This window comes from Microbacterium bandirmense (assembly GCF_037204185.1).
GTDB classification, from domain to species: Bacteria; Actinomycetota; Actinomycetes; order Actinomycetales; family Microbacteriaceae; genus Microbacterium; species Microbacterium bandirmense.
Map to the genome: position 1 here is coordinate 1 of NZ_JBBDGM010000020.1, position 19,876 is coordinate 19,876.

Annotated in this window: 22 protein-coding genes; 16 read left to right on the top strand and 6 right to left on the bottom strand. The window is 67.8% G+C overall.

Annotated elements, in window-relative coordinates; translation table 11 throughout:
- Window positions 1-35: 35 nt before the first annotated feature.
- Together WDU99_RS16300 and WDU99_RS16305 are read right to left on the bottom strand one after the other, a co-directional pair.
- The gene (locus WDU99_RS16300) at window positions 36-752 is read right to left on the bottom strand and encodes a cache domain-containing protein (RefSeq protein WP_337333525.1); all 717 of its coding nucleotides are present in this window, start codon (window positions 750-752) and stop codon (window positions 36-38) included.
- A gap of 34 nt (window positions 753-786) precedes the next feature.
- A complete protein-coding gene (locus WDU99_RS16305) occupies window positions 787-1,596 on the bottom strand; it encodes a FadR/GntR family transcriptional regulator (protein ID WP_337333526.1) in 810 nt (269 codons plus the stop codon).
- A gap of 116 nt (window positions 1,597-1,712) precedes the next feature.
- Between WDU99_RS16305 and WDU99_RS16310 the strand changes: the two genes are divergently transcribed.
- The 6 genes from WDU99_RS16310 to WDU99_RS16335 all read left to right on the top strand — a co-directional run bounded on the left by WDU99_RS16310 (window position 1,713) and on the right by WDU99_RS16335 (window position 6,868).
- The gene (locus WDU99_RS16310) at window positions 1,713-2,774 is read left to right on the top strand and encodes an ABC transporter ATP-binding protein (protein WP_420064024.1); all 1,062 of its coding nucleotides are present in this window, start codon (window positions 1,713-1,715) and stop codon (window positions 2,772-2,774) included.
- Between the two features lie 56 nt (window positions 2,775-2,830).
- The gene (locus tag WDU99_RS16315; RefSeq protein ID WP_337333528.1) at window positions 2,831-4,009 is read left to right on the top strand and encodes an extracellular solute-binding protein; all 1,179 of its coding nucleotides are present in this window, start codon (window positions 2,831-2,833) and stop codon (window positions 4,007-4,009) included.
- Window positions 4,010-4,088: 79 nt separating this feature from the next.
- The gene (locus tag WDU99_RS16320; RefSeq protein WP_337333529.1) at window positions 4,089-4,916 is read left to right on the top strand and encodes an ABC transporter permease; all 828 of its coding nucleotides are present in this window, start codon (window positions 4,089-4,091) and stop codon (window positions 4,914-4,916) included.
- A 6-nt stretch (window positions 4,917-4,922) separates the two neighbouring features.
- Window positions 4,923-5,735 carry an ABC transporter permease gene (locus WDU99_RS16325; RefSeq protein ID WP_337333530.1) on the top strand — a complete coding sequence of 271 codons (813 nt, stop codon included), beginning with the start codon at window positions 4,923-4,925 and terminating at the stop codon, window positions 5,733-5,735.
- Window positions 5,736-5,801: 66 nt separating this feature from the next.
- Entirely contained in the window at window positions 5,802-6,170 is a 369-nt protein-coding gene (locus WDU99_RS16330) for an FKBP-type peptidyl-prolyl cis-trans isomerase (RefSeq protein WP_337333531.1), read from the top strand.
- Window positions 6,171-6,319: 149 nt separating this feature from the next.
- Window positions 6,320-6,868, top strand: coding sequence for a YceI family protein (locus WDU99_RS16335; RefSeq protein ID WP_337333532.1), 549 nt, complete (start codon window positions 6,320-6,322; stop codon window positions 6,866-6,868).
- A 29-nt stretch (window positions 6,869-6,897) separates the two neighbouring features.
- On the opposite strand, the gene WDU99_RS16340 is transcribed toward WDU99_RS16335, so the two are convergent.
- Window positions 6,898-8,190 carry an MFS transporter gene (locus WDU99_RS16340; RefSeq protein ID WP_337333533.1) on the bottom strand — a complete coding sequence of 431 codons (1,293 nt, stop codon included), beginning with the start codon at window positions 8,188-8,190 and terminating at the stop codon, window positions 6,898-6,900.
- Between the two features lie 141 nt (window positions 8,191-8,331).
- Between WDU99_RS16340 and rpsO the strand changes: the two genes are divergently transcribed.
- The 3 genes from rpsO to WDU99_RS16355 all read left to right on the top strand — a co-directional run bounded on the left by rpsO (window position 8,332) and on the right by WDU99_RS16355 (window position 9,845).
- Window positions 8,332-8,601, top strand: coding sequence for a 30S ribosomal protein S15 (gene rpsO, locus WDU99_RS16345; RefSeq protein WP_241925812.1), 270 nt, complete (start codon window positions 8,332-8,334; stop codon window positions 8,599-8,601).
- Window positions 8,602-8,728: 127 nt separating this feature from the next.
- On the top strand, window positions 8,729-9,532 hold the full coding sequence (locus WDU99_RS16350; RefSeq protein ID WP_337333534.1) for a hypothetical protein: 804 nt from the start codon (window positions 8,729-8,731) through the stop codon (window positions 9,530-9,532).
- Window positions 9,525-9,845, top strand: a complete 321-nt coding sequence (locus WDU99_RS16355; protein WP_337333535.1) for a transcriptional regulator — start codon at window positions 9,525-9,527, stop codon at window positions 9,843-9,845. Before WDU99_RS16350 ends, WDU99_RS16355 begins: the two co-directional genes overlap by 8 nt.
- 32 nt (window positions 9,846-9,877) lie before the next feature.
- Here WDU99_RS16355 and WDU99_RS16360 read toward each other — a convergent pair whose 3' ends face one another.
- Together WDU99_RS16360 and WDU99_RS16365 are read right to left on the bottom strand one after the other, a co-directional pair.
- On the bottom strand, window positions 9,878-10,882 hold the full coding sequence (locus tag WDU99_RS16360; protein ID WP_337333536.1) for an isopenicillin N synthase family dioxygenase: 1,005 nt from the start codon (window positions 10,880-10,882) through the stop codon (window positions 9,878-9,880).
- Window positions 10,883-10,956: 74 nt separating this feature from the next.
- Complete coding sequence (locus WDU99_RS16365) at window positions 10,957-12,087, bottom strand: acyltransferase family protein (RefSeq protein ID WP_337333537.1); 1,131 nt, start codon at window positions 12,085-12,087, stop codon at window positions 10,957-10,959.
- A gap of 96 nt (window positions 12,088-12,183) precedes the next feature.
- On the opposite strand from WDU99_RS16365, the gene WDU99_RS16370 reads away from it, so the two are divergent.
- Window positions 12,184-13,407, top strand: a complete 1,224-nt coding sequence (locus WDU99_RS16370) for an LLM class flavin-dependent oxidoreductase (RefSeq protein ID WP_337333538.1) — start codon at window positions 12,184-12,186, stop codon at window positions 13,405-13,407.
- 2 nt (window positions 13,408-13,409) lie between these two features.
- Window positions 13,410-14,054 carry an FMN reductase gene (locus WDU99_RS16375; RefSeq protein ID WP_337333571.1) on the top strand — a complete coding sequence of 215 codons (645 nt, stop codon included), beginning with the start codon at window positions 13,410-13,412 and terminating at the stop codon, window positions 14,052-14,054.
- Between the two features lie 83 nt (window positions 14,055-14,137).
- On the opposite strand, the gene WDU99_RS16380 is transcribed toward WDU99_RS16375, so the two are convergent.
- Window positions 14,138-14,311 carry a DUF5302 domain-containing protein gene (locus WDU99_RS16380; protein WP_337333539.1) on the bottom strand — a complete coding sequence of 58 codons (174 nt, stop codon included), beginning with the start codon at window positions 14,309-14,311 and terminating at the stop codon, window positions 14,138-14,140.
- Between the two features lie 154 nt (window positions 14,312-14,465).
- On the opposite strand from WDU99_RS16380, the gene WDU99_RS16385 reads away from it, so the two are divergent.
- From WDU99_RS16385 to WDU99_RS16405, 5 genes are all read left to right on the top strand, one after another.
- Window positions 14,466-16,739, top strand: coding sequence for a polyribonucleotide nucleotidyltransferase (locus WDU99_RS16385; protein WP_337333540.1), 2,274 nt, complete (start codon window positions 14,466-14,468; stop codon window positions 16,737-16,739).
- Window positions 16,740-16,961: 222 nt separating this feature from the next.
- Window positions 16,962-17,987, top strand: coding sequence for an aldo/keto reductase (locus tag WDU99_RS16390; RefSeq protein ID WP_337333541.1), 1,026 nt, complete (start codon window positions 16,962-16,964; stop codon window positions 17,985-17,987).
- Window positions 17,988-18,034: 47 nt separating this feature from the next.
- Complete coding sequence (locus WDU99_RS16395; RefSeq protein ID WP_337333542.1) at window positions 18,035-18,637, top strand: histidine phosphatase family protein; 603 nt, start codon at window positions 18,035-18,037, stop codon at window positions 18,635-18,637.
- A 43-nt stretch (window positions 18,638-18,680) separates the two neighbouring features.
- A complete protein-coding gene (gene dapB, locus WDU99_RS16400; protein WP_337333543.1) occupies window positions 18,681-19,427 on the top strand; it encodes a 4-hydroxy-tetrahydrodipicolinate reductase in 747 nt (248 codons plus the stop codon).
- On the top strand, window positions 19,424-19,867 hold the full coding sequence (locus WDU99_RS16405; protein WP_337333544.1) for a tetratricopeptide repeat protein: 444 nt from the start codon (window positions 19,424-19,426) through the stop codon (window positions 19,865-19,867). The genes dapB and WDU99_RS16405 overlap by 4 nt, the downstream gene beginning before the upstream one ends.
- Window positions 19,868-19,876: the final 9 nt, after the last annotated feature.

Below are 19,876 nucleotides of genomic sequence, written 5' to 3' on the forward strand. Positions count from 1 at the left end.
GGGTTACGTGCGGGATGGCTCGGCGCAGCCGGGTGTCAGAGGTGCTCGACGATCACGTCGAGCGCGACCCCCTCGCAGGAGACGCGCGGAAGATCGGCGAGCCGACTGCCGCGCACAGAGTCGCCGGTGGCGCAGCGCGGGTCGGTGGAGACGACTACCCGGCCGACGCCGTTGGTGAGCGTCACCTGGGCTCCGAGGGCGGCGAAGCGCGGTGTGAGCTCGCGCTCGACCTCGGCGACGAGCAGATCCAGGCCCGCGACTCCGAGCGCGCGACCGTCGGCGACGGCGGGCACGGCGATCGTGATGGTGTACTCGTCGCTGCACAGGTAGTCGACGTACGGTCCCGCCACGTGCGGCTGCAGCGTGCTCATGGGCATGCGGTACCACTCCAGCTCGCTGTAGTCGATGTGCTCCTTGTTGACGGTCTGCGACGCGAGGACGAGCTTGCGGCGTTCCGCGCCCTGCCACCAGGCGAGGTGTCCCCGGGCGTCGGCGAGCAGATCGATCGCCGCGATGAATCCGGCCCCGTAGACCGGGGCATCCGCATCGCCGAGCGTTCGGGAGGCGTAAGGTGCGACGACCGCGTCGAGCTTCGCTCGGGTGAGGGGGTCGCTGCGCAGCACATCGGCGAGTTCACGGGCGCACGGGTCGACCCAGCTGAGCAGAGTGCGGATCGGCGCGCCGAAGTAGTCCTCGACGATGCGGGCGGCGGCCGGTGCGGCCGCGGTGGCGGTGAGGGTGGGGGTGTTCATCGCGTCCTCCAGTGCACGTCGATGGATGTCGTGTTCAGCGAGAGCTCTCGGGGGAGCTCTGCAGTTGGATGAGGGTGTCGATCACGTCGTGTATCAGCTCTTCGGTGCGGCGTCCGGCATCGTCGGGGTCACCGGCTTCGACGGCGCCGATGATGTCGGTGAGGGCCTCGGCCTGGCGTCGCAGGGCGGCGGCGTCGGCCGCGGCGAGCCGGAGATACGGTGAGAACTCCGCCTGCAGCCTCATCTGCTCGCGGGTGAGCCGGGCCGACTGACTGAGCGAGGCGAGTTCCACCTGCACGTCATCGAGCAGGCGTCGCTGCTGGTCGGGGTCGAGCTCGTCGAGCCTCTCCATCCGGGCCAGGACACGCTGGGTCTCGGTGGGGTCGGCGCGCCGTGCGGCCAGGCGCACGGCCGCCGTTGTGATCGCCGCATAGTGGGCGGCCATGTCCCGCAGTGCGAGCCTGGAGTTCTCGGCGAGTGCCTGACGGGCGAACACCAGCGGGTCGGCGTCCTCGACGACGAAACTTCCGCCGTTGCGTCCGCGTCGGGTCACGATGAGTCCGCGGCTGCGGAGCGTGAGCAGCGCCTCGCGCACGGTGACGGGGGCGACGCCGAAGCTGCGGGCGAGCTCCGACTCCGAGGGGAGGCGCTCGCCGGCGTGCAGATGGCCGCGGTGGATGGCCTCGACGAGGCGCCGTTCGACCAGTTCAGCCCGCCCCTCGTCGCCGATCGACTGGAACAGCGCGCCGTGCAGACGGTGCGGCTGGCGGGCGCCGGGCCCCGTACTGTCTGTGGACGACAGCGCAGCCGGAATGGCTCCGGTGGGTGTCGTCAGTGATTCCATGGCTCGATTCTCGCATCTCGACGTTGTTCGCGGAAGAGTTGAAATATGTCCTACGGTTTTATATGTTTAACGAAATCTTCCCACGTTCGACGAAGATCGAGGAGCACGACATGAGCATGGCCGCATCATCGCCGCAGACGGCCGATCGCGAAACGGGCGTAACGGGCAGCGTCTCGCTGCAGGGTCTGACGAAGTCCTTCGGCGAGTTCACCGCCGTGCGGGATCTCGATCTGCACGTGGCCCCGGGGGAGTTCCTCTCGATGCTCGGCCCTTCAGGATCGGGCAAGACGACAGTGCTTCGCATCATCGCCGGATTCGAAGAGGCGACCGCGGGCCGCGTGCTGCTCTCCGGAAAGGACGTCACACGCACCCCGCCACACGCCCGTGACGTCAACACGGTCTTCCAGGACTATGCCCTGTTTCCGCACATGAGCATCGCCGACAACGTCGGCTACGGCCTGCGCGTGAAGGGCGCGGGCAAGGCCGAGCGCGCCGCACAGGTCACCGAGGCGCTGGGCCGGGTGCGCCTGGACCACGTCGCCGACCGGCTCCCGCACCAGCTCTCGGGCGGACAGCGTCAGCGCATCGCGCTGGCGCGCGCACTGATCCTGCGCCCGCAGGTGCTGCTGCTCGACGAACCGCTCGGCGCGCTCGACAAGCAGCTGCGCGAGCAGATGCAGATCGAACTCAAGCAGATCCAGCGGGAGGTGGGCATCACCTTCATCTTCGTCACGCACGACCAGGAGGAGGCCCTGACGCTCAGCGACCGCGTCGCGGTGTTCAACAACGGGCGGATCGAGCAGATCGGCAGCGCACGCGAGGTGTACGAGAACCCGCAGACCGAGTTCGTCGCGCGCTTCCTCGGCCTGTCGAACCTCATCGCAGGCGATCTCGCCGCGGAGCTCACCGGCGAGGCGCGCACGATGAGCATCCGCCCCGAGCGCGTGCGCATGCAGGCCTCGGATGCGCCTCTCGGTGACGGCGAGGTCGGACTGCTCGGCACGATCTCCGAGATCGTCTACACCGGTCCCGCGACCCGCTTCCTGGTCGCGTCAGATGCCGGTGTCGACGTGATCGCCGAGCAGCCGAACAGCCACCGCCCCGGCGGCACGGCACCCCGCCGCGGCGACCGCGTGCGCGTTTCCTGGGACCCGTCCAACGCGGCCAGCCTGCCCTGACGTCCGACACTCGGACACCGACGAATCAGCACCACCGATCACAAAGGAGAGATCACATGCGAAAGAAGATCCTGGCCGTCTCGGCCATCACAGCGGCGGCGGCGATGGCGCTCGCCGGATGCTCCGGAACCTCTGATCCGGCTGCGGAGGGAGGCCTCGCGATCGAGGTTCCCGACGTGCCGATGATGGAGGAGCTCGGTGACACCGAGAGCGAGGTGAACATCGTCGCCTGGTCGGGCTTCGTCGAGCCTGAGTGGTCAGACACGTTCACCGAGCAGACCGGCTGCACGGTCAATCGTCGCATCGCCGGCACGAGCGACGAGATGGTGCAGCTGATGCGCACCGGTGATTACGACCTCGTCTCGGCATCCGGCGACGCCAGTCTTCGCCTCATCGCCGGCGGAGACGTGCAGCCGCTCAACCTCGACCTGATCCCCAACTTCGGCGACGACATCGTCGAGGGCATGAAGGGGCAGATCTACGACACCATCAACGGCCAGTCCTACGGCATCCCGATCGGGCGCGGGGCGAACATCCTGCAGTACAACAGCGAGGTCGTCACCGACGAGCCCACCAGCTGGGACATCGCCTGGGAGAAGGACAGCCCGTACGCGGGCAAGATCATCGCCTACGACGCGCCGATCTACATCGCCGATGCGGCCGTCTACCTGATGGCGCACGAGCCCGATCTCGGCATCACCAATCCCTATGCTCTCGACGAGGAGCAGCTGGCAGCGGCGATCGACCTGCTCAAGCAGCAGAACGAGATCGTCTCCGAGTACTGGTCCGACCCGGCGGCGCAGATCACGTCGTTCGCGGGAGGGACCACCGTGGCCGGCACCTCCTGGGAGGTGCTGCGCAAGCTCTCGGAGGATGAGAAGTTCAAGAGCGTGCTGCCCGAGGAGGGATCGACCGGGTGGTCGGATGCCTGGATGCTGGCATCCGAGTCGAAGAACCCGAACTGCGCGTACGCGTGGATGGACTACGCCTCCTCTCCCGAGGTCAACGGTGCCATCGCGATGAACTTCGGCATGGCGCCCGCCAACGCGGCGTTCTGCGAAACCGGCGAAGAGGCCGCCGCGCACTGCGACTACTACAACGCCACCGACGAGGAGTACTTCAAGAAGGTGTGGTTCTGGACGACTCCGATCGAGCAGTGCATCGACGGGCGCACCGACGTCACGTGCACCAACTTCCAGCAGTGGACCGACGCCTGGATGACGGTCAAGGGCTGACCGGGCCGACTCACTGACAGGGGGCGGGGACGGCTCCCACTCTCGGACCCCGCCCCCTCTCGACGAAGACAGGATCGACATGAAGCGCCGCGCACGGATAGCGGGCCTGCTGGCCCTCCCGATGACCTGGCTCATCGGCATCTACATCTTCTCGCTCGTGATGCTGCTGGTCACCGCCTTCTGGGTGACGGACCCGTTCACCTCCAAGGTGAAGCCCGGCTTCACGCTGCGCAACTTCGAGCAGCTGATCACCAACCCGGCGTACTCCTCCACGGCGGTGCGCACGCTGGCCATCGCCCTCGGCGTCACGGTGCTCGCCATCCTCATCTCGGTGCCCCTCGGCATCTTCATGGCGAAGGTCGCCTCGCCCTGGCTGCGAGCCGTGCTGGCCGTCTCGATCACCCTGCCCCTGTGGGCCGGGTATCTGGTGAAGGTGATCGCCATGCGCATCACGTTCACCCAGGAGGGCTTCCTGAACTGGATGCTCGGCCCGTTCGGCATCGAGGGGCCCGGCTTCACCACGTTCACGGTCGTGCTGACGCTGACCTATCTGTGGCTGCCGTACATGGCGGTGCCGGTGTATACGGCCATCCGCCAGCTGCCGCCGAACCTCTTCGACGCCTCCGCCGATCTCGGAGCCGGGGCCTGGCGCACGATCCGCACCGTGGTGCTGCCGCTGATCAAGCCGGCCATCATCGCCGGATCCGTCTTCACGTTCTCGCTCAGCCTGGGCGACTATCTCGTCGCCAAGTTCGTGGGCGGCGACACCCAGATGATCGGCAGCGTCATCGCGAGCAACATCAACCTGAATCCGCCGCTGGCGGCGGCGTTCTCGCTCGTGCCGATCGCGTTCGTGGTCATCTACCTGGTGAGCGTGCAGCGCACCGGGGCACTGGAAAGGATGTGAGCCGAGATGCTGAGGCTCTCCCGCCCGTCCAAGATCGTGCTGGGGATCGTCGTCGCGATCATCCTCGCGTTCCTCTACATCCCGCTGATGCTCGTGGTGCTGAACTCGTTCAACTCCGCCCGGATCGCCAGCTGGCCCGTGTCCGGGTTCTCGCTGGAGTGGTGGGGGAAGGCGTTCACCAGTCAGCCCGTGCGCGACGCGCTGCTGAACTCGCTGCTCGTCGCCACCGGTGCGACCGTGATCGCGCTGATCCTCGGCACCCTGGTCTCGTTCGCGCTGCAGCGCTACAGGTTCTTCGGTCAGCGGGCGGTCAACCTGCTCGTCGTGCTGCCGATCGCCCTGCCGGGAATCGTCACGGGTGTCGCGCTGAACAACACCTACAATCAGCTGCTCGAGCCCATCGGCATCCAGGTCGGGTTCTGGGGGATGATCATCGCGCACGGCACGTTCTGCATCGTCATGGTGTTCAACAATGTGCTCGCACGGCTGCGAAGGATGAACCCCAGCCTCGAAGAGGCGTCGAAAGATCTCGGCGCGACTCCGTGGCAGACGTTCCGCATGGTGACTTTCCCGCAGTTCCGCAGTGCCTTGATCGCCGGCGCGATCCTGGCGTTCGCGCTGAGCTTCGATGAGGTCTATGTCACGATCTTCACCGCGCCGCCCGGGGTCGACACGCTGCCGCTGTGGATCATGAACCAGATGGCACGACCCAACGAGGCCAACGTCGTCAATGTGGTGGCGACGGTCGTGATCCTGCTCTCGTTCATCCCGGTGTGGGTGTCGCAGCGACTCTCCCGAGATGTGAGCGAGCGTGATTGAGCCGCGCGATCGACCGGGGTTCGCTGTCACGTTGACCACGCTCGGCCGCTCGGGTTGGATGGAGTCATGACTGATCGCACAAAGCCCGAGTTCGACGCCCCCACCGGACCCGCCCCCACCGAGCTCGTCATCCGTGACCTGATCGAGGGCGATGGCGCACAGGCCAAGCCCGGTGACACCGTCACCGTCCACTACGCGGGTGTCGAGTACGACTCCGGTGAGGAGTTCGACTCGTCGTGGGGTCGCGGCGAGACCATCCAGTTCCCGCTGCGCGGCCTGATCCAGGGCTGGCAGGACGGCATCCCGGGGATGAAGGTCGGCGGACGGCGCGAGCTGGTCATCCCGCCGCACCTCGCCTACGGTCCTGCCGGAGCCGGTCACTTCCTGTCGGGCAAGTCGCTCATCTTCATCATCGATCTGATCGCCGTCGGCTGACGCTGACCACCCCGAAGAGCTCTCCGCGCTGATCGCGCGGGGAGCTCTTCCTGTGAGAATGCCGAGTGACGGAATACATGCAAACGCATGTAAGTTATCGTCCTGTGAAGCGCTCCCGCGCCCCGACCCCACCTGAGGAGAAGCAACCTATGACGATCGAGATCCCCGGCTACCGCCCCGGCACCTGGGTCCTGGACCCCGCGCACAGCGAGGTCACCTTCAGCGTCCGTCACATGATGATCTCGAAGGTGCGCGGCACCTTCGGCGTCAAGAGCGCCACGCTGGTCGCACCCGAGAACCCCCTGGACGCGAAGGTCGAGGCGAACGTCGACGTCACCTCGATCAACACCCAGGATGAGGGCCGCGACGCGCACCTGCGCTCGGCGGACTTCTTCGACGTCGAGAACCACCCCAGCATGGAGTTCGTCTCCACCGGCACGCGCGTCGAGAACGGCGACTTCATCGTCGACGGCGACCTGACCATCCGTGGCATCACCAAGCCGGTCAGCTTCGAGTTCGAGTTCGGCGGCTTCGGCCAGGACCCGTACGGCAACTACAAGGCCGGCGCATCGGCGAAGACGGTCATCAACCGCGAGGACTTCGGCCTCACCTGGAACGCCGCTCTGGAGACCGGCGGAGTTCTGGTCGGCAAGGAGATCACGATCGGTCTCGACCTGCAGGGTGCCCTGCAGGCCTGAGCCGCATCGCACACCGGACCCCGGGCCCCTCAGGGCTCGGGGTTCAGTGCGTCATAGGCGCGGAAGCGCGGGCTGAGCCGCGCGAGCATCGCCGCCAGGCCGATCACCAGGAACCCGCCCAGCAGTGGCGGGAACCACAGGCTCGTCAGTGTCGCGAGCGTGCCCGCGTACAGCGCGCCCACCCGAGGCCCGCCGGCTACGACGATGATGAACACGCCCTGAAGGCGCCCGCGCATCGCATCGGGCACGGCCGCCTGCATCATCGTGTTGCGGTAGATCGAGCTGACGTTGTCGGCTGCGCCGGAGAGCGCGAGTGCGAGGCAGGCGAGCGCGATGAGGGCGATGTGCGGCGTGTGCTCGGATGCCGGTGGCAGGAACACCCCGACCAGCAGCACCCCGCCGAACAGCGCGATGGCCGCGCCGTACGCCTGCACGGCCCGCGCGATGCCGCGCCCGTGCCAGCGATAGTGCACCACGCGTCCAGAGAACAGGCTCGAGACGAAAGTGCCGACGGCCACAGCGGCTGTGAGGATGCCCGTGGTGATCGCGCCGCCGCCGAGCAGAACGGTGCCCAGCGCCGGGAACAGCGCGAGCGGCTGTCCGAACGTCATCGCCGTGATGTCGAGCAGGTACTGCATGCGGATGTTGCCCGCGCGGCGCAGGAAGCGCCATCCGTCGACGAGCGAGGCGAGCCCGGGGCGGACGATGCTCCCTTCCGGACGCAGCTGCGGCAGAGTCCAGAGGCCGAGGAACATCGACAGCATCAGCACGACGTCGATCGTGTACGTCCAGCCGAAGCCGGTCAGCGCCACCAGCATCCCGCCGACGGCAGGGCCCACCATGACCGTCAGCCCGAACGCGATGCCGTTCAGCGCCGATGCGGCCGCGAGCTCGTCTCGGGGGATGAGGCGTGGCACGATCGCCGTGCGCGTGGCCATTCCGACCGAGTTCGCCGCCGCGATGATCATGCTCAGCGCGTAGAGCCACCAGATCGTCTCGGTGCGCGTCCAGGTGAGGGTGGCCAGCAGGACCGTCGCGGCGAACGCCACCGTCGCCGCGATCAGGGCGACGCGGCGCCTGTCGAACGCATCGGCGAGCATGCCTCCGTAGAGCCCGGCGAGGATCATCGGCACGAGTCCGGCCACCGCGATCATCGAGACCGCGAAGGTGCTGTGGGTGAGTTCGAACACGTGCAGCATGACGGTGACGATGGTCAGCTGGCCGCCGATGCCGGCCAGCGCCGAGCCGATCCACATCCGGGCGAATGCGGGACTGCTCCTGAGGGGGCTCAGGTCGATCAGATGACCACGGGAGAACGACACCCATCGAGGCTACCGGCGCGGCGGTCGCGCGGCTCGGATGCTGGTAAGCTGTAGCAGTTGCCGTTCGATCGGCCGCGGATAAAGAGAGCAGGCGCATTCGGCGCCCTGCACCGCGCAACAAGCAGAGAGGGGATCGAATCTATGGCACTGGAAGCAGACGTCAAGAAGGCGATCATCGAAGAGTACGCGACGCACCCCGGTGACACCGGATCCCCCGAGGTGCAGGTCGCAATGCTGACGCAGCGCATCAAGGACCTCACCGAGCACCTGAAGGACCACAAGCACGACCACCACTCGCGCCGTGGTCTGTTCCTGCTCGTCGGTCAGCGCCGCCGCCTGCTGGGCTACCTGCAGGATGTCGACATCAACCGCTACCGCTCGCTCATCGAGCGTCTCGGTCTCCGTCGCTAAGGCATAGACCAGCGTTCAATCGCGCAGAACATTCTTGAGAAGGCCTCCCCACCGGGCCCACACGCCAGAGGCTCATTGCATCGCGAAGCGATGTAATGAGAGGCGTGGGGATGGGGAGGCCTTCGTCGTGCCCGGCACGACTCCGTCGCGCGTGACGCAGCGCCGCGAGCAGCACATCGACCGACGCGCGGCGGCGCGACTGCTGCTCATCGAAGGGGCTGCGTTCGGTGCCTATCTCGTCATCCTGATGCTCATCTTCCCACCCGGCACCGGCATGAACGTCGCTGTGCTCATCGCCCCGTTCCTGATCTGGACCCAGCTCGCGACCACGCTGCGCGATGAGTACGGCTATCAGCCCAGGGGGCGCGAGCAGCGACTGCGCTCGACCGTGGTGATCATCGTCCTCCTGATGGTGTGCGGTGCGCTGCTCACGGTGTTCCTCGACATCGACCTCCCGTCCTGGGCCAGGCCGCTTCCCGGGGTGCTGTCCTTCGTGCTCTACGCCGTCCTCGCCTGGGACGAGTACCGCCGTGCGAGCGTGGAGGCGATCCGTCGAGGACGCACGCCGTTCACGCGTGCCGTCCGCGTCCAGACGATCGGCATCGGGGTAGTTCTCGGTGTCATCATCGCCAGCGCCGCGTCGCCTGCGCTGATCGCCGCGATCGCCACTGCGGCGGTGATGATCGCCCTGGCGGCCTGGCTGCTCACTACTGCGCTCACGGGCGGCTCCACGGCCGCCACCGCGTGGGGAGTCTTCCACTGGATCTGCTTCGCCGCGGCGGGTGCGGTGGTCGCCGTTCTGCTGCTGCTCATGCAGTACTCGACGCTGCCGCTGACCGCGGTCGGCTACGTGCTGGGCGCTCTGATCGCGATCGCGTTCGTCGTGGGTGCGCTGGTCGTGGGTGCGCTGAGGGAGGCGGAAGATGTCTGACGGCTCAGCGCCGCGGCATCCGCGACTCCGGCTGGACGACAGTTTCGCCAGCCCGATCCGCTTCTCCCTGATGGCGGCGCTGGGTGGCGACTTGGAGCTCGATTTCGCCACACTCGGCAGCATCCTGCAGGTGTCCGACTCGGTACTGAGCAAGTCGATCTCCGCGCTCGAGGGCGTAGGTTACGTCTCGGTGCGCAAGGGGCAGATCGGCACTCGCCCCCGCACCTGGGTACGCGGCACCACGACCGGCCACCGGGGCGTTCGTCTCGCACGTGCGCGCCTTGCAGGCGATCGTCGACTACGGCGCGGGTGACGAGTAGAGGGCGTTCGGGTGGAGCGATGCTGTCAGACGCGCGCGCCGACGAGGTCGGCGTGGTGGATCGCCGCGACATCGGGATGAGCACGCAGGCGTGACTTGAGAGCGTTCTCGCCGTACAGGCTGTGGATCGGATTGGTCGGGTCATCGGTCACACCTCGCGCGTCCTCCGCGAGTCCGGCGGGCAGATCGATCAGCGGAAGCGTGCGGTCCAGTGCCGGATTGAAGAAGAACGGGATCGAGATCCGGTCGTGCGGCGCGGGCGGCGAGACCACCCGGTGGTTGGTCGCCTTCAGGTAGCCACCCGTGGCGTACTCGAGCAGTTCGCCGATGTTCACGACGAAGGCGCCGGGCACCGGGGGAGCGTCCACCCACACCCCGTCGCGCTCCACCTGCAGTCCGCCCTTTCCCGGCTCCACCCACAGCAGCGTGAGCACGCCGGAATCCTTGTGCGCACCGACGCCCTGCTGCGGTTCGGGGGCCTCGGATCCCGGATAGCGGACGATCTTGATCAGCGTCGACGGCTCACCGAAGTGGTCATCGAAGTACCCGGCATCCGCCCCCAGAGACTGTGCCCACGCCCGCAGCAGCCGACGTGACACGGCGCACAGCGTCGTGTGCCACTCTTCGACCACCGCTCGCAGCTGCGGCTGCGCCGACGGCCACAGGTTCGGGCCGATCAGTCGGCGGTAGCCGGGGCCGCCGTCGACCGCCTCGCGCTCCGGGCCGATGTCGATCTGCTCGCGCCAGTCGACCTCGCCCCGGGTGCGCTCGCCGCCGATTCGGGTGTAGCCGCGGAAGTGCGGGCTCTTGATGTTCTCGATCTCGAGCTTGTCGGCCAGGGGGAGTGCGAAGAACTCCCGCGCAGCGCGGTGCAGGCGCTGCTCGAGGTTCGCCGACACCCCGGTGCCCGTCAGGTAGAAGAACCCGACTTCGTGCGCGGCGGAACGCAGGGTGTCGCGGAAGACGGCGGCCTCGGCATCGCCGGCGTCGAGTTGTGCGAGGTCAAGCACGGGCAGGTTCAGCTCGGTCATGCGTCGACGCTAGAACGTGCCCGGTCCCGACGCACGAATGTTGCGCTGTCTTACCGGTGATCGCCGGTCGGGCCTCAGCGAGTGCGTCGTGATCCGGTCGGGTCGCTGCGATGGCCGGTGGCGACGATGCCGGGATCGGCGAACATCCACCGGGGGCGGGGCTCGATGAGCGGGCGGAAGAGGCGTCGCACCGGCTTCGAGGCGAGCAGGAACGCGGTGGCGACCGAGAGCGCCGTCACTGCAGGCAGCCAGAACCACGTCGGATCGAGGCCCCGCAGCACGCCCGACTCGCGGAACGGATACAGCACGAAGGAGTGCAGCAGGTAGACGTACATCGTGTACTGGCCGAGCGTGGTCCACCACTGCGCGCGGCGGGGGATGAGGGCGAAGAAGGCTGCGCTGAGCACGATCGCCAGTGCCATCACCGCGAGGCGCACCGCGCCGGCCCACCACAGCAGCTCGCCGGTGAGGTCGGCGTACGAGTCGTCGTAGAAGAACCACTGCCGCAGGTCGATCTCTCGCCACACGTCGATCCACCGCCACACGACGAACGACCATACGGCGAGCACGGCCAGGGCGGCCGCGCGCACCCACCACGGGCGGTAGTCGATCAGTCGCATCCGCCGCACGATGTCGTGCTCGCTCAGCCACCAGCCGAGGGTGAAGAAGAACAGCAGGCCGAGAGTGCGCGACAGCGAGAACGTGCTGTTCACGTTGCTCATGTAGCCCACGCCGATCGAGATGATCAGCGCCCAGGCGAGCGGCCAGCGCAGCAGTGCCAGGTACGGCAGCACCAGGCGGAAGATGCCGAGGGCGAGCAGGAACCACAGTGTCCACGACGGCTGTGTGAGGTTCGGGTCGGCCCGTCCCTCCACGAGCCACTTCGTCAGCATCCACAGTGCTTCGAAGATGACGTACGGGACCAGGATGTCGGTGATCACGCGCGCCATCTGGCGACGATTGGGGCTCGCGGACTTCGAGAAGTAACCCGAGATCATGGCGAACGCCGGCATGTGGAAGGCGTAGATCACCAGGTACAGCGACTCCGAGATCGCCGAGTCGTAGGTGAGGCGCTGGATGCCGTGGCCGAGCACGACCAGGATGACGCAGGCGAACCGCGCGTTGTCCCAGAACGGCACCCGTCGACGAGGGCGGGGAATGGCGCCCGTCGAGGTGTCGGGCGGGCGCTGTTCGGCACTGCTCATCACCTGAGGCTACCGGGAATAATGTTGCACACCCTGTGTTGGATCAATTACATTCACTTGCATATATCGGATGAAGAGCATCCTGAGCGGAGAGAAATGAACGAGCAGGGCCAGATGCAGTTCGGCATCATGTCGGTCAGCGACATCACGCAGGACCCGACGACGGGGATCACCCCGAGTGAGCGTGAGCGCATCCAGGCGACCGTGACGATCGCCAAGCACGCCGAAGAGGTCGGCCTCGACGTCTTCGCCATCGGCGAGCACCACAACCCACCGTTCTGGTCGTCGAGCCCGACGACCTTCCTCGCCTACGTCGCGGCGCAGACCGAGCGACTCATCCTGTCGACCTCGACCACGCTGATCACGACCAACGACCCGGTCAAGATCGCCGAGGACTACGCGATGCTGCAGCACCTTTCGGGCGGGCGCATGGACGTCATGATGGGGCGCGGCAACACCGGCCCGGTCTACCCGTGGTTCGGGCAGGACATCCGGCAGGGTCTCCCGCTGGCCATCGAGAACTATGCGCTGCTTCGCGAGCTGTGGGACAAGGATGTGGTCGACTGGGAGGGCAAGTTCCGCACTCCGCTGCAGGGCTTCACCGCGACACCCCGCCCGCTGGACGGCGTCGCGCCGTTCGTCTGGCACGGGTCGATCCGCACACCGGAGATCGCCGAGCAGGCCGCGTACTACGGCGACGGCTTCTTCGCGAACAACATCTTCTGGCCCAAGGAGCACTACCAGCGCCTGATCGAGCTGTACCGCCAGCGCTACGCGCACTACGGTCACGGCACCCCCGAGCAGGCGATCGTCGGCATCGGCGGGCAGGCGTTCATGGCGGCGAAGTCGCAGGACGCCGTCACGCAGTTCCGGCCCTACTTCGACAATGCTCCCGTCTACGGGCACGGCCCGTCGATGGAGGACTTCACCGAGATGACCCCGCTGACGGTCGGCTCTCCGCAGCAGGTCATCGACCGGTACGCCGCGATGCGCGACACGTTCGGCGACTTCCAGCGCCAGCTCTTCCTCATGGACCACGCGGGTCTGCCGCTGAAGACCGTGCTCGAGCAACTCGACATCCTCGGTGGCGAGGTCGTTCCGGTGCTGCGCCGTGAGCTGGCCGTGAACCGTCCCGTCGGAGTCCCGGACGCGCCCACCCATGCCGCACGCGTCAAGGCCGTGTACGGTGACGGTCCCGCCCGCGAAGCGCGCCCCGGTGTGAACCGCGGAGACAACCTCACCGCGGGCGGTCCGTACCAGGACACGCCCGTCGCCACCGGCTCCGCCTTCGGCAGTGCCGCCACCCGGAAGGGAGCATGACCATGAGCGCCCGCCGCATCGCCGTCGTCTCGGCAGGACTGTCCAACCCGTCATCGACCCGCATGCTCGCCGACCGCCTGGCGTCCAGCACCCTCGCGGCGCTCGCCGAGCGCGAGATCGAGGCCAGCACCGACGTGATCGAACTGCGCGACCTCGCGCACGACATCACGAACAACCTGCTGACCGGGTTCGCGCCGGCGCCGCTGGAGGAGGCCATCAACCGAGTGGTCTCCGCCGACGCGCTGATCGTGGTCACGCCGATCTTATCCACCAGCTACTCCGGGCTGTTCAAGTCGTTCATCGACGTGCTCGACCCGGACGCGCTCACGGGCAAGCCGGTGCTGATCGGCGCGAACGCCGGCACGGCGCGGCACTCACTCGCCATCGACTACGCCATCCGCCCGCTGTTCACCTACCTGCACGCCGAACCGGTCAGCACCGGCGTGTTCGCCGCCTCGAGTGACTGGGGCGCCTCGGCCGACCAGGTGGCGCCGCTGGGAGCCCGCGTGGAGCGCGGGGCGCGCGAGCTCGCCGATGCGATCGCGCGGCGCGAGCCGGCGGTCGAGCACGACCCGTTCGATCCTGCGAGCTATCTCGGCGAGGGACGTTCGTTCGGACATCTGCTGGGCGGTCTCGCCGGCGAGTGAGAACAGAGAAGCCGGGTGCCCACCCCGGGGCACCCGGCTTCTCGCATGCAGACGGAGCATCCGCCTGCGCCCGCGTCGAGCGCTCAGCCGCTCTTGCGGCGGAACTCGCGCTTCATCTGCGGGGCGTTGGTCGCGTGCACGGCGGAGTCGCCGTCCAGGTGCGCCTCGCCGTCGCGGTGCCGCGCGTTCTTCTTATCGAGCGCTTCCTTGAACTTGCGCTTCATCTCCTCGGAGGAGGCTGCCTTGTCTTCGCTCATGCCCGTCAGCCTAGTGCGCTGGTCCGCGCGGCGGGAGTGCCGAGTGCGTGCGGGGCCGACTGCTAAGCTTGGTGGGGTTTGCCTATGGCATCCGATGCATGAAAACTCGTGCGCCACACGGGCGCACGAGCCTAAACAAAGAAGGAGAGACCTCTTGGAAGGTCCTGAAATCACCGCTGCTGAAGCCGTTCTCGACAACGGCCGCTTCGGCACTCGCACCGTCCGCTTCGAAACCGGCCGCCTCGCTCAGCAGGCGCAGGGTTCGGTCGCGGCCTACCTCGACGACGAGACCATGCTCCTGTCGGCCACCAGCGCGGGCAAGCACCCGCGCGAGGGCTTCGACTTCTTCCCGCTGACGGTCGACGTCGAGGAGCGCTCGTACGCCGCCGGAAAGATCCCCGGCTCGTTCTTCCGCCGCGAGGGACGCCCCTCAACCGAGGCGATCCTCGTCTGCCGCCTCATCGACCGCCCGCTGCGCCCGTCGTTCGTCGACGGTCTGCGCAACGAGGTGCAGATCGTCATCACCGTGCTCTCGATCGCCCCCGGCGAGTACTACGACGCACTGGCGATCAACGCCGCTTCCGCGTCGACGCAGATCTCCGGTCTGCCGTTCTCGGGTCCGATCGCCGGCGTGCGCCTGGCGTTCATCCCCGGCCAGGGCGAGCACGCCGACCAGTGGGTCGCGTTCCCGAACCAGGCACAGGTCGAAGAGGCCGTCTTCGACCTCATGGTCGCCGGCCGCGTCATCACCAAGGCCGACGGCACCGAGGACGTCGCGATCATGATGGTCGAGGCCGAGGCCACCGAGAACAGCTGGAACCTCATCAAGGCCGGCGCCACCAAGCCCAGCGAGGACATCGTCGCGCAGGGGCTCGAGGCCGCCAAGCCGTTCCTCACCCAGCTGGTCAAGGCGCAGGAGCAGATGGCGGCGACGTCATCGAAGGAGCCCGGTGTCTACCCGGTCTTCCCCGCGTACAGCGACGAGGTGCTCGAGTTCGTCTCGAGCCGCGCGCACAGCGACCTCGCCGATGTCTACCAGATCGCTGACAAGCTCGAGCGTCAGAGCGCCGACGACGCGGTCAAGGACCGCGTCAAGGCCGAGCTGATCGCCGCCGTCGAGGCGGGCGAACTGCACGCCGGCGCCCCGCTGGAGTTCTCGGCGGCGTACAAGTCGGTCACCAAGAAGATCGTGCGCGGCCGCATCCTCTCCGAGAACGTCCGCATGGACGGTCGCGGCCTCGCCGACATCCGTCCGCTCGACGCCGAGGTGCAGGTCATCCCGCGCGTGCACGGATCGGCGATCTTCCAGCGCGGTGAGACCCAGATCATGGGCGTCACCACGCTGAACATGCTCAAGATGGAGCAGCAGATCGACTCGCTCTCGCCCACCACGAGCAAGCGCTACATGCACCACTACAACTTCCCGCCCTACTCGACCGGTGAGACCGGCCGCGTCGGGTCGCCGAAGCGTCGCGAGATCGGGCACGGCTTCCTGGCCGAGCGCGCGCTCGTGCCGGTGCTGCCCAGCCGCGAGGAGTTCCCCTACGCGATCCGCCAGGTGTCCGAGGCACTCGGCTCGAACGGGTCGACGTCGATGGGCTCGGTCTGCGCATCGACCCTGTCGCTGCTGAACGCCGGTGTGCCGCTGCGCGCGCCTGTGGCCGGCATCGCGATGGGCCTGGTCACCGACGAGGTCGACGGCGAGACCCGCTACGCGGCGCTGACCGACATCCTGGGTGCCGAGGACGCGCTGGGCGACATGGACTTCAAGGTCGCCGGCACCAGCGAGTTCATCACCGCGATCCAGCTCGACACCAAGCTCGACGGCATTCCGTCGTCGGTGCTGGCCGGTGCGCTCACTCAGGCGCGCGAGGCACGCCTGACGATCCTGAACGTGCTGAACGCCGCGATCGACGCTCCTGACGAGATGGCGCCGACCGCGCCGCGCGTCATCAGCGTGCAGATCCCGGTCGACAAGATCGGTGAGCTGATCGGCCCCAAGGGCAAGACGATCAACGCGATCCAGGACGAGACCGGCGCGCAGATCTCCATCGAGGAGGACGGCACCGTCTACATCGGCGCGACCGACGGCCCGTCGGCCGAGGCCGCCCGTGCCCAGGTCAACGCGATCGCCAACCCGACCAACCCCGAGGTCGGCGAGCAGTTCCTCGGCACCGTCGTGAAGATCGCCAGCTTCGGCGCCTTCATCTCGCTGCTGCCCGGCAAGGACGGCCTGCTGCACGTCACCGAGGTGCGCAAGCTCGCCGGTGGTAAGCGGGTCGAGAACGTCGACGACGTGCTCTCGGTCGGTCAGAAGCTGCTGGTGCGCATCACCAAGATCGACGACCGCGGCAAGCTGTCGCTCGAGCCCGTGCTCGAGGAGGCCGCTGCCGAGGGCGAGGCTGCAGAGGCACCCGCCGAGGCGTGATCTGAGCGGATGCCGCTGACCCGGCATCCGCGGATCGGGACCCGGGGCACCATGAGTCATCATGGGGCTCCGGGTCTCGTCGTATCCGATGTGACCAGATCGTTATGGAAAGTTCTCGAACCGGTCCGTCATCCTGCACTTCACCCGTCGAGGCCTCGCTTACCCTCGAAGTACGCACCGGGGGGTGTGGGGGACGGATCATCGATCCGCGGGGGTGAGACCATGAGGCTGTTCGGCACAAGTACCGTCGATCCGCAGTCGCGCGCGGTCACACCGCCGAGTCCGCACCCGTCGGCTCCGATCCCCGTCGTCGGCCCCGGCGTGGGCGAGGGGATCCGCGTTCCTCTCGGCGAGACGGGACTCTCGATCTTCCCTCTCATGCTCGGTGCGGCCGAGTTCGGATGGAACGTCGATCTCGAGACCAGTCATGGCATCCTCGACCGCTACATCGAGTTCGGTGGCAACGTCATCCACACGGCCGATGGCTTCTCCGCCGGCCGCAGTGAGCACATCGTCGGCCAGTGGCTGCGATCCCGCGGTCGACGCGATGGCCTCGTGGTGGCCGCGCGCATCGGATCGCATCCCGACAACCCGGGGCTCGGCTCGGTGAACCTGGTCAGGGCCGTGGAGGCCTCGCTCACGCGTCTCGGCACCGAGCGCATCGACGTGCTGTACCTGGACGCCTCGCTCGACACCACGACCCATCTCGAGGACACGCTGGCCACGGTCGAGTGGTTGCGCGACGCCGGCAAGATCGCGGCTGTCGGCGCATTCGGCTTCGCGCCGGAGCGTCTCGTCGAGGCCCGCATCCTCGCCTCCGCGGGCTACCCCCGCATCGAGGTGCTGGACGAGCCGTACAACCTCGTGCGTCGCGGCGTGTTCGAGGGCGACCTGCGCCTGGTCGCCGCCGCCCAGGGTCTTGCGGTGACGCCGTCGCACGCGCTCGAGCACGGCTTCCTCTCCGGCAGGCACCGCAGCCGTGCCCACGTCTCGGGCGTGCGCGGTCAACAGATGCGGGCGCACCTGAACCGCAAGGGCATCCGCGTGCTGCGCATCCTCGACGGCATCGCCGCAGAGCTGTCGGTGTCGGTCGCGGCCGTGTCGATCGCGTGGCTGCTCGCCCAGCGCACCGTCGTCGCTCCGATCGTCAACACCTTCGCTCCACAGCATGTCGAGGAGCTCATGCAGGGAGCCGGCATCTCATTGCTCCGATCGCACGTTTCAGAACTCACCCGCGCCGGCGACTGACTAGGCTGGAGATTCCGCCTGAGACGGTGGGATGGAGTGAGCAGGCAGTGACGCATTACATATATCTGGTCCGACACGGTGAGCATCAGGACGCCGAGCACGGCGTCGACGACGGTCCCCTCTCGCCGCGGGGACAGCGACAGGCCGAGCTGATCGCGGACCGCCTGTCGGGTCTGCCGCTCGACGCCGTCTGGCATTCGCCGCTGCTCCGGGCGGCCGAGACGGCCCGCACGGTGGCGGCACGCCTGCCCTCGGTCGATCCGCAGCCGTCGGCGCTGCTGTTCGACTGCGTGCCGAGCGGGATGACCGATGACGCTCCGGCGGCGTACGAGTCGTTCTTCGGCTCCGTGACCGATGCCGAGATCGACGCCGGCTCCGCACAGATGGCGGATGCTGTCGGCGAGTTCCTCCGCCGCCGCAACGGCGAGGTGCACGAGGTGCTCATCACGCACAACTTCGTGATCGCGTGGTTCGTCCGCGAGGTGCTCGGCGCGCCCGATTGGCGCTGGATGACCCTCAATCAGGCGCACTGCGGGCTCACGGTGATCGCGCAGAAGCAGGGACGCCCGTGGACCCTGCTCAGCCACAACGACCTCGGTCATCTGCCCATGGAGCTGCGCACGGGCCTGCCCGAAGAGCCACTGGTCTGACATGCGGACGGCCGCGGTATCGCGGCGAATCTAGACTGGACGCATGACCACTCAGGTTGCCCTCGTCGGCGGTACAGGCAGGCTCGGACGAATCATCCATGGGGTGATCGAGGCCCTCGACGGCTTCGAGGTGCGCACGGTGCTCGGCTCGTCGAGCGAGTGGAGTGAGCTCGACGGCGCCGACCTCGTCGTGGACGCCTCGACTCCCGCCGTCAGCATCGACGTGGTGCGCGCGGCCGTCGACCGCGGCCTGAACGCGCTCGTGGCGACCTCGGGATGGTCACAGGAGCGCATCGCGCTGGTCCGCCCGCTGATCGCCGCGTCCGACACGGGCATCCTGTTCATCCCGAACTTCTCCCTCGGATCCGCGCTCGGCTCCGCGCTGGCTGCGGCGGCCGCGCCGTTCTTCCCCTCGGCGGAGATCATCGAGGCGCACCACGACGGCAAGATCGACTCGCCCAGCGGCACGGCGGTGCGCACCGCCGAACTGATGGTGCAGGCGCGTGACGAGCAGGGGCCCTTCCAGGCTCCGCATGCCGACCAGAGGGCGCGCGGGCAGCAGGTGGCGGGCCTTCCGGTGCACTCCCTGCGCCGACCGGGTGTGATCGCCAAGCAGGAGGTCATCCTCTCGGGCGCCGGCGAATCGCTTTCCATCGTGCACGACACGATCGACTCGGCCGCCGCCTACGCTCCGGGCATCCGACTCGCACTGCCCTTCGCGCGCGACGTGCGGGGGATCGTGGTGGGGCTCGAGAACATCATCGACATCGGCATCGGGGCGCGCGCGTGATCTCGCGCATCGGCGTCGCGCTGATGGGCGCAGCACTGCTGCTGTACATCGTCATCACCGTCTGGCTCGGAGTGATGTTCTTCAGCGTCGGAAACCCGGCCGGCATCGCCATGGGCATCGCCCTGGTGGTGCTGGCGCCGGTCGGGGGATGGGCGCTGATCCGCGAGCTCGCCTTCGGCTTCGGCGCTGACCGGCTCGGCCGCACGCTCGACGCGGAGGGCACGATGCCGGAGGCACCAGAAGAGCTCACCCCCAGCGGACGCCTGCGAGCCGATGATGCAGAGCCGATGATCGCGCAGTACGCCGCTGGCGTGGCCGCGTCACCCGACGATTGGCGCGCGCACTACCGCCTCGGCGTCGTCCAGGACGCCGCCGGACGGCGCAAGGATGCCAGGGGCAGCATCCGCCAGGCCATCCGCCTCGCACGCAGCCGCCCCTGACGTCGGGTC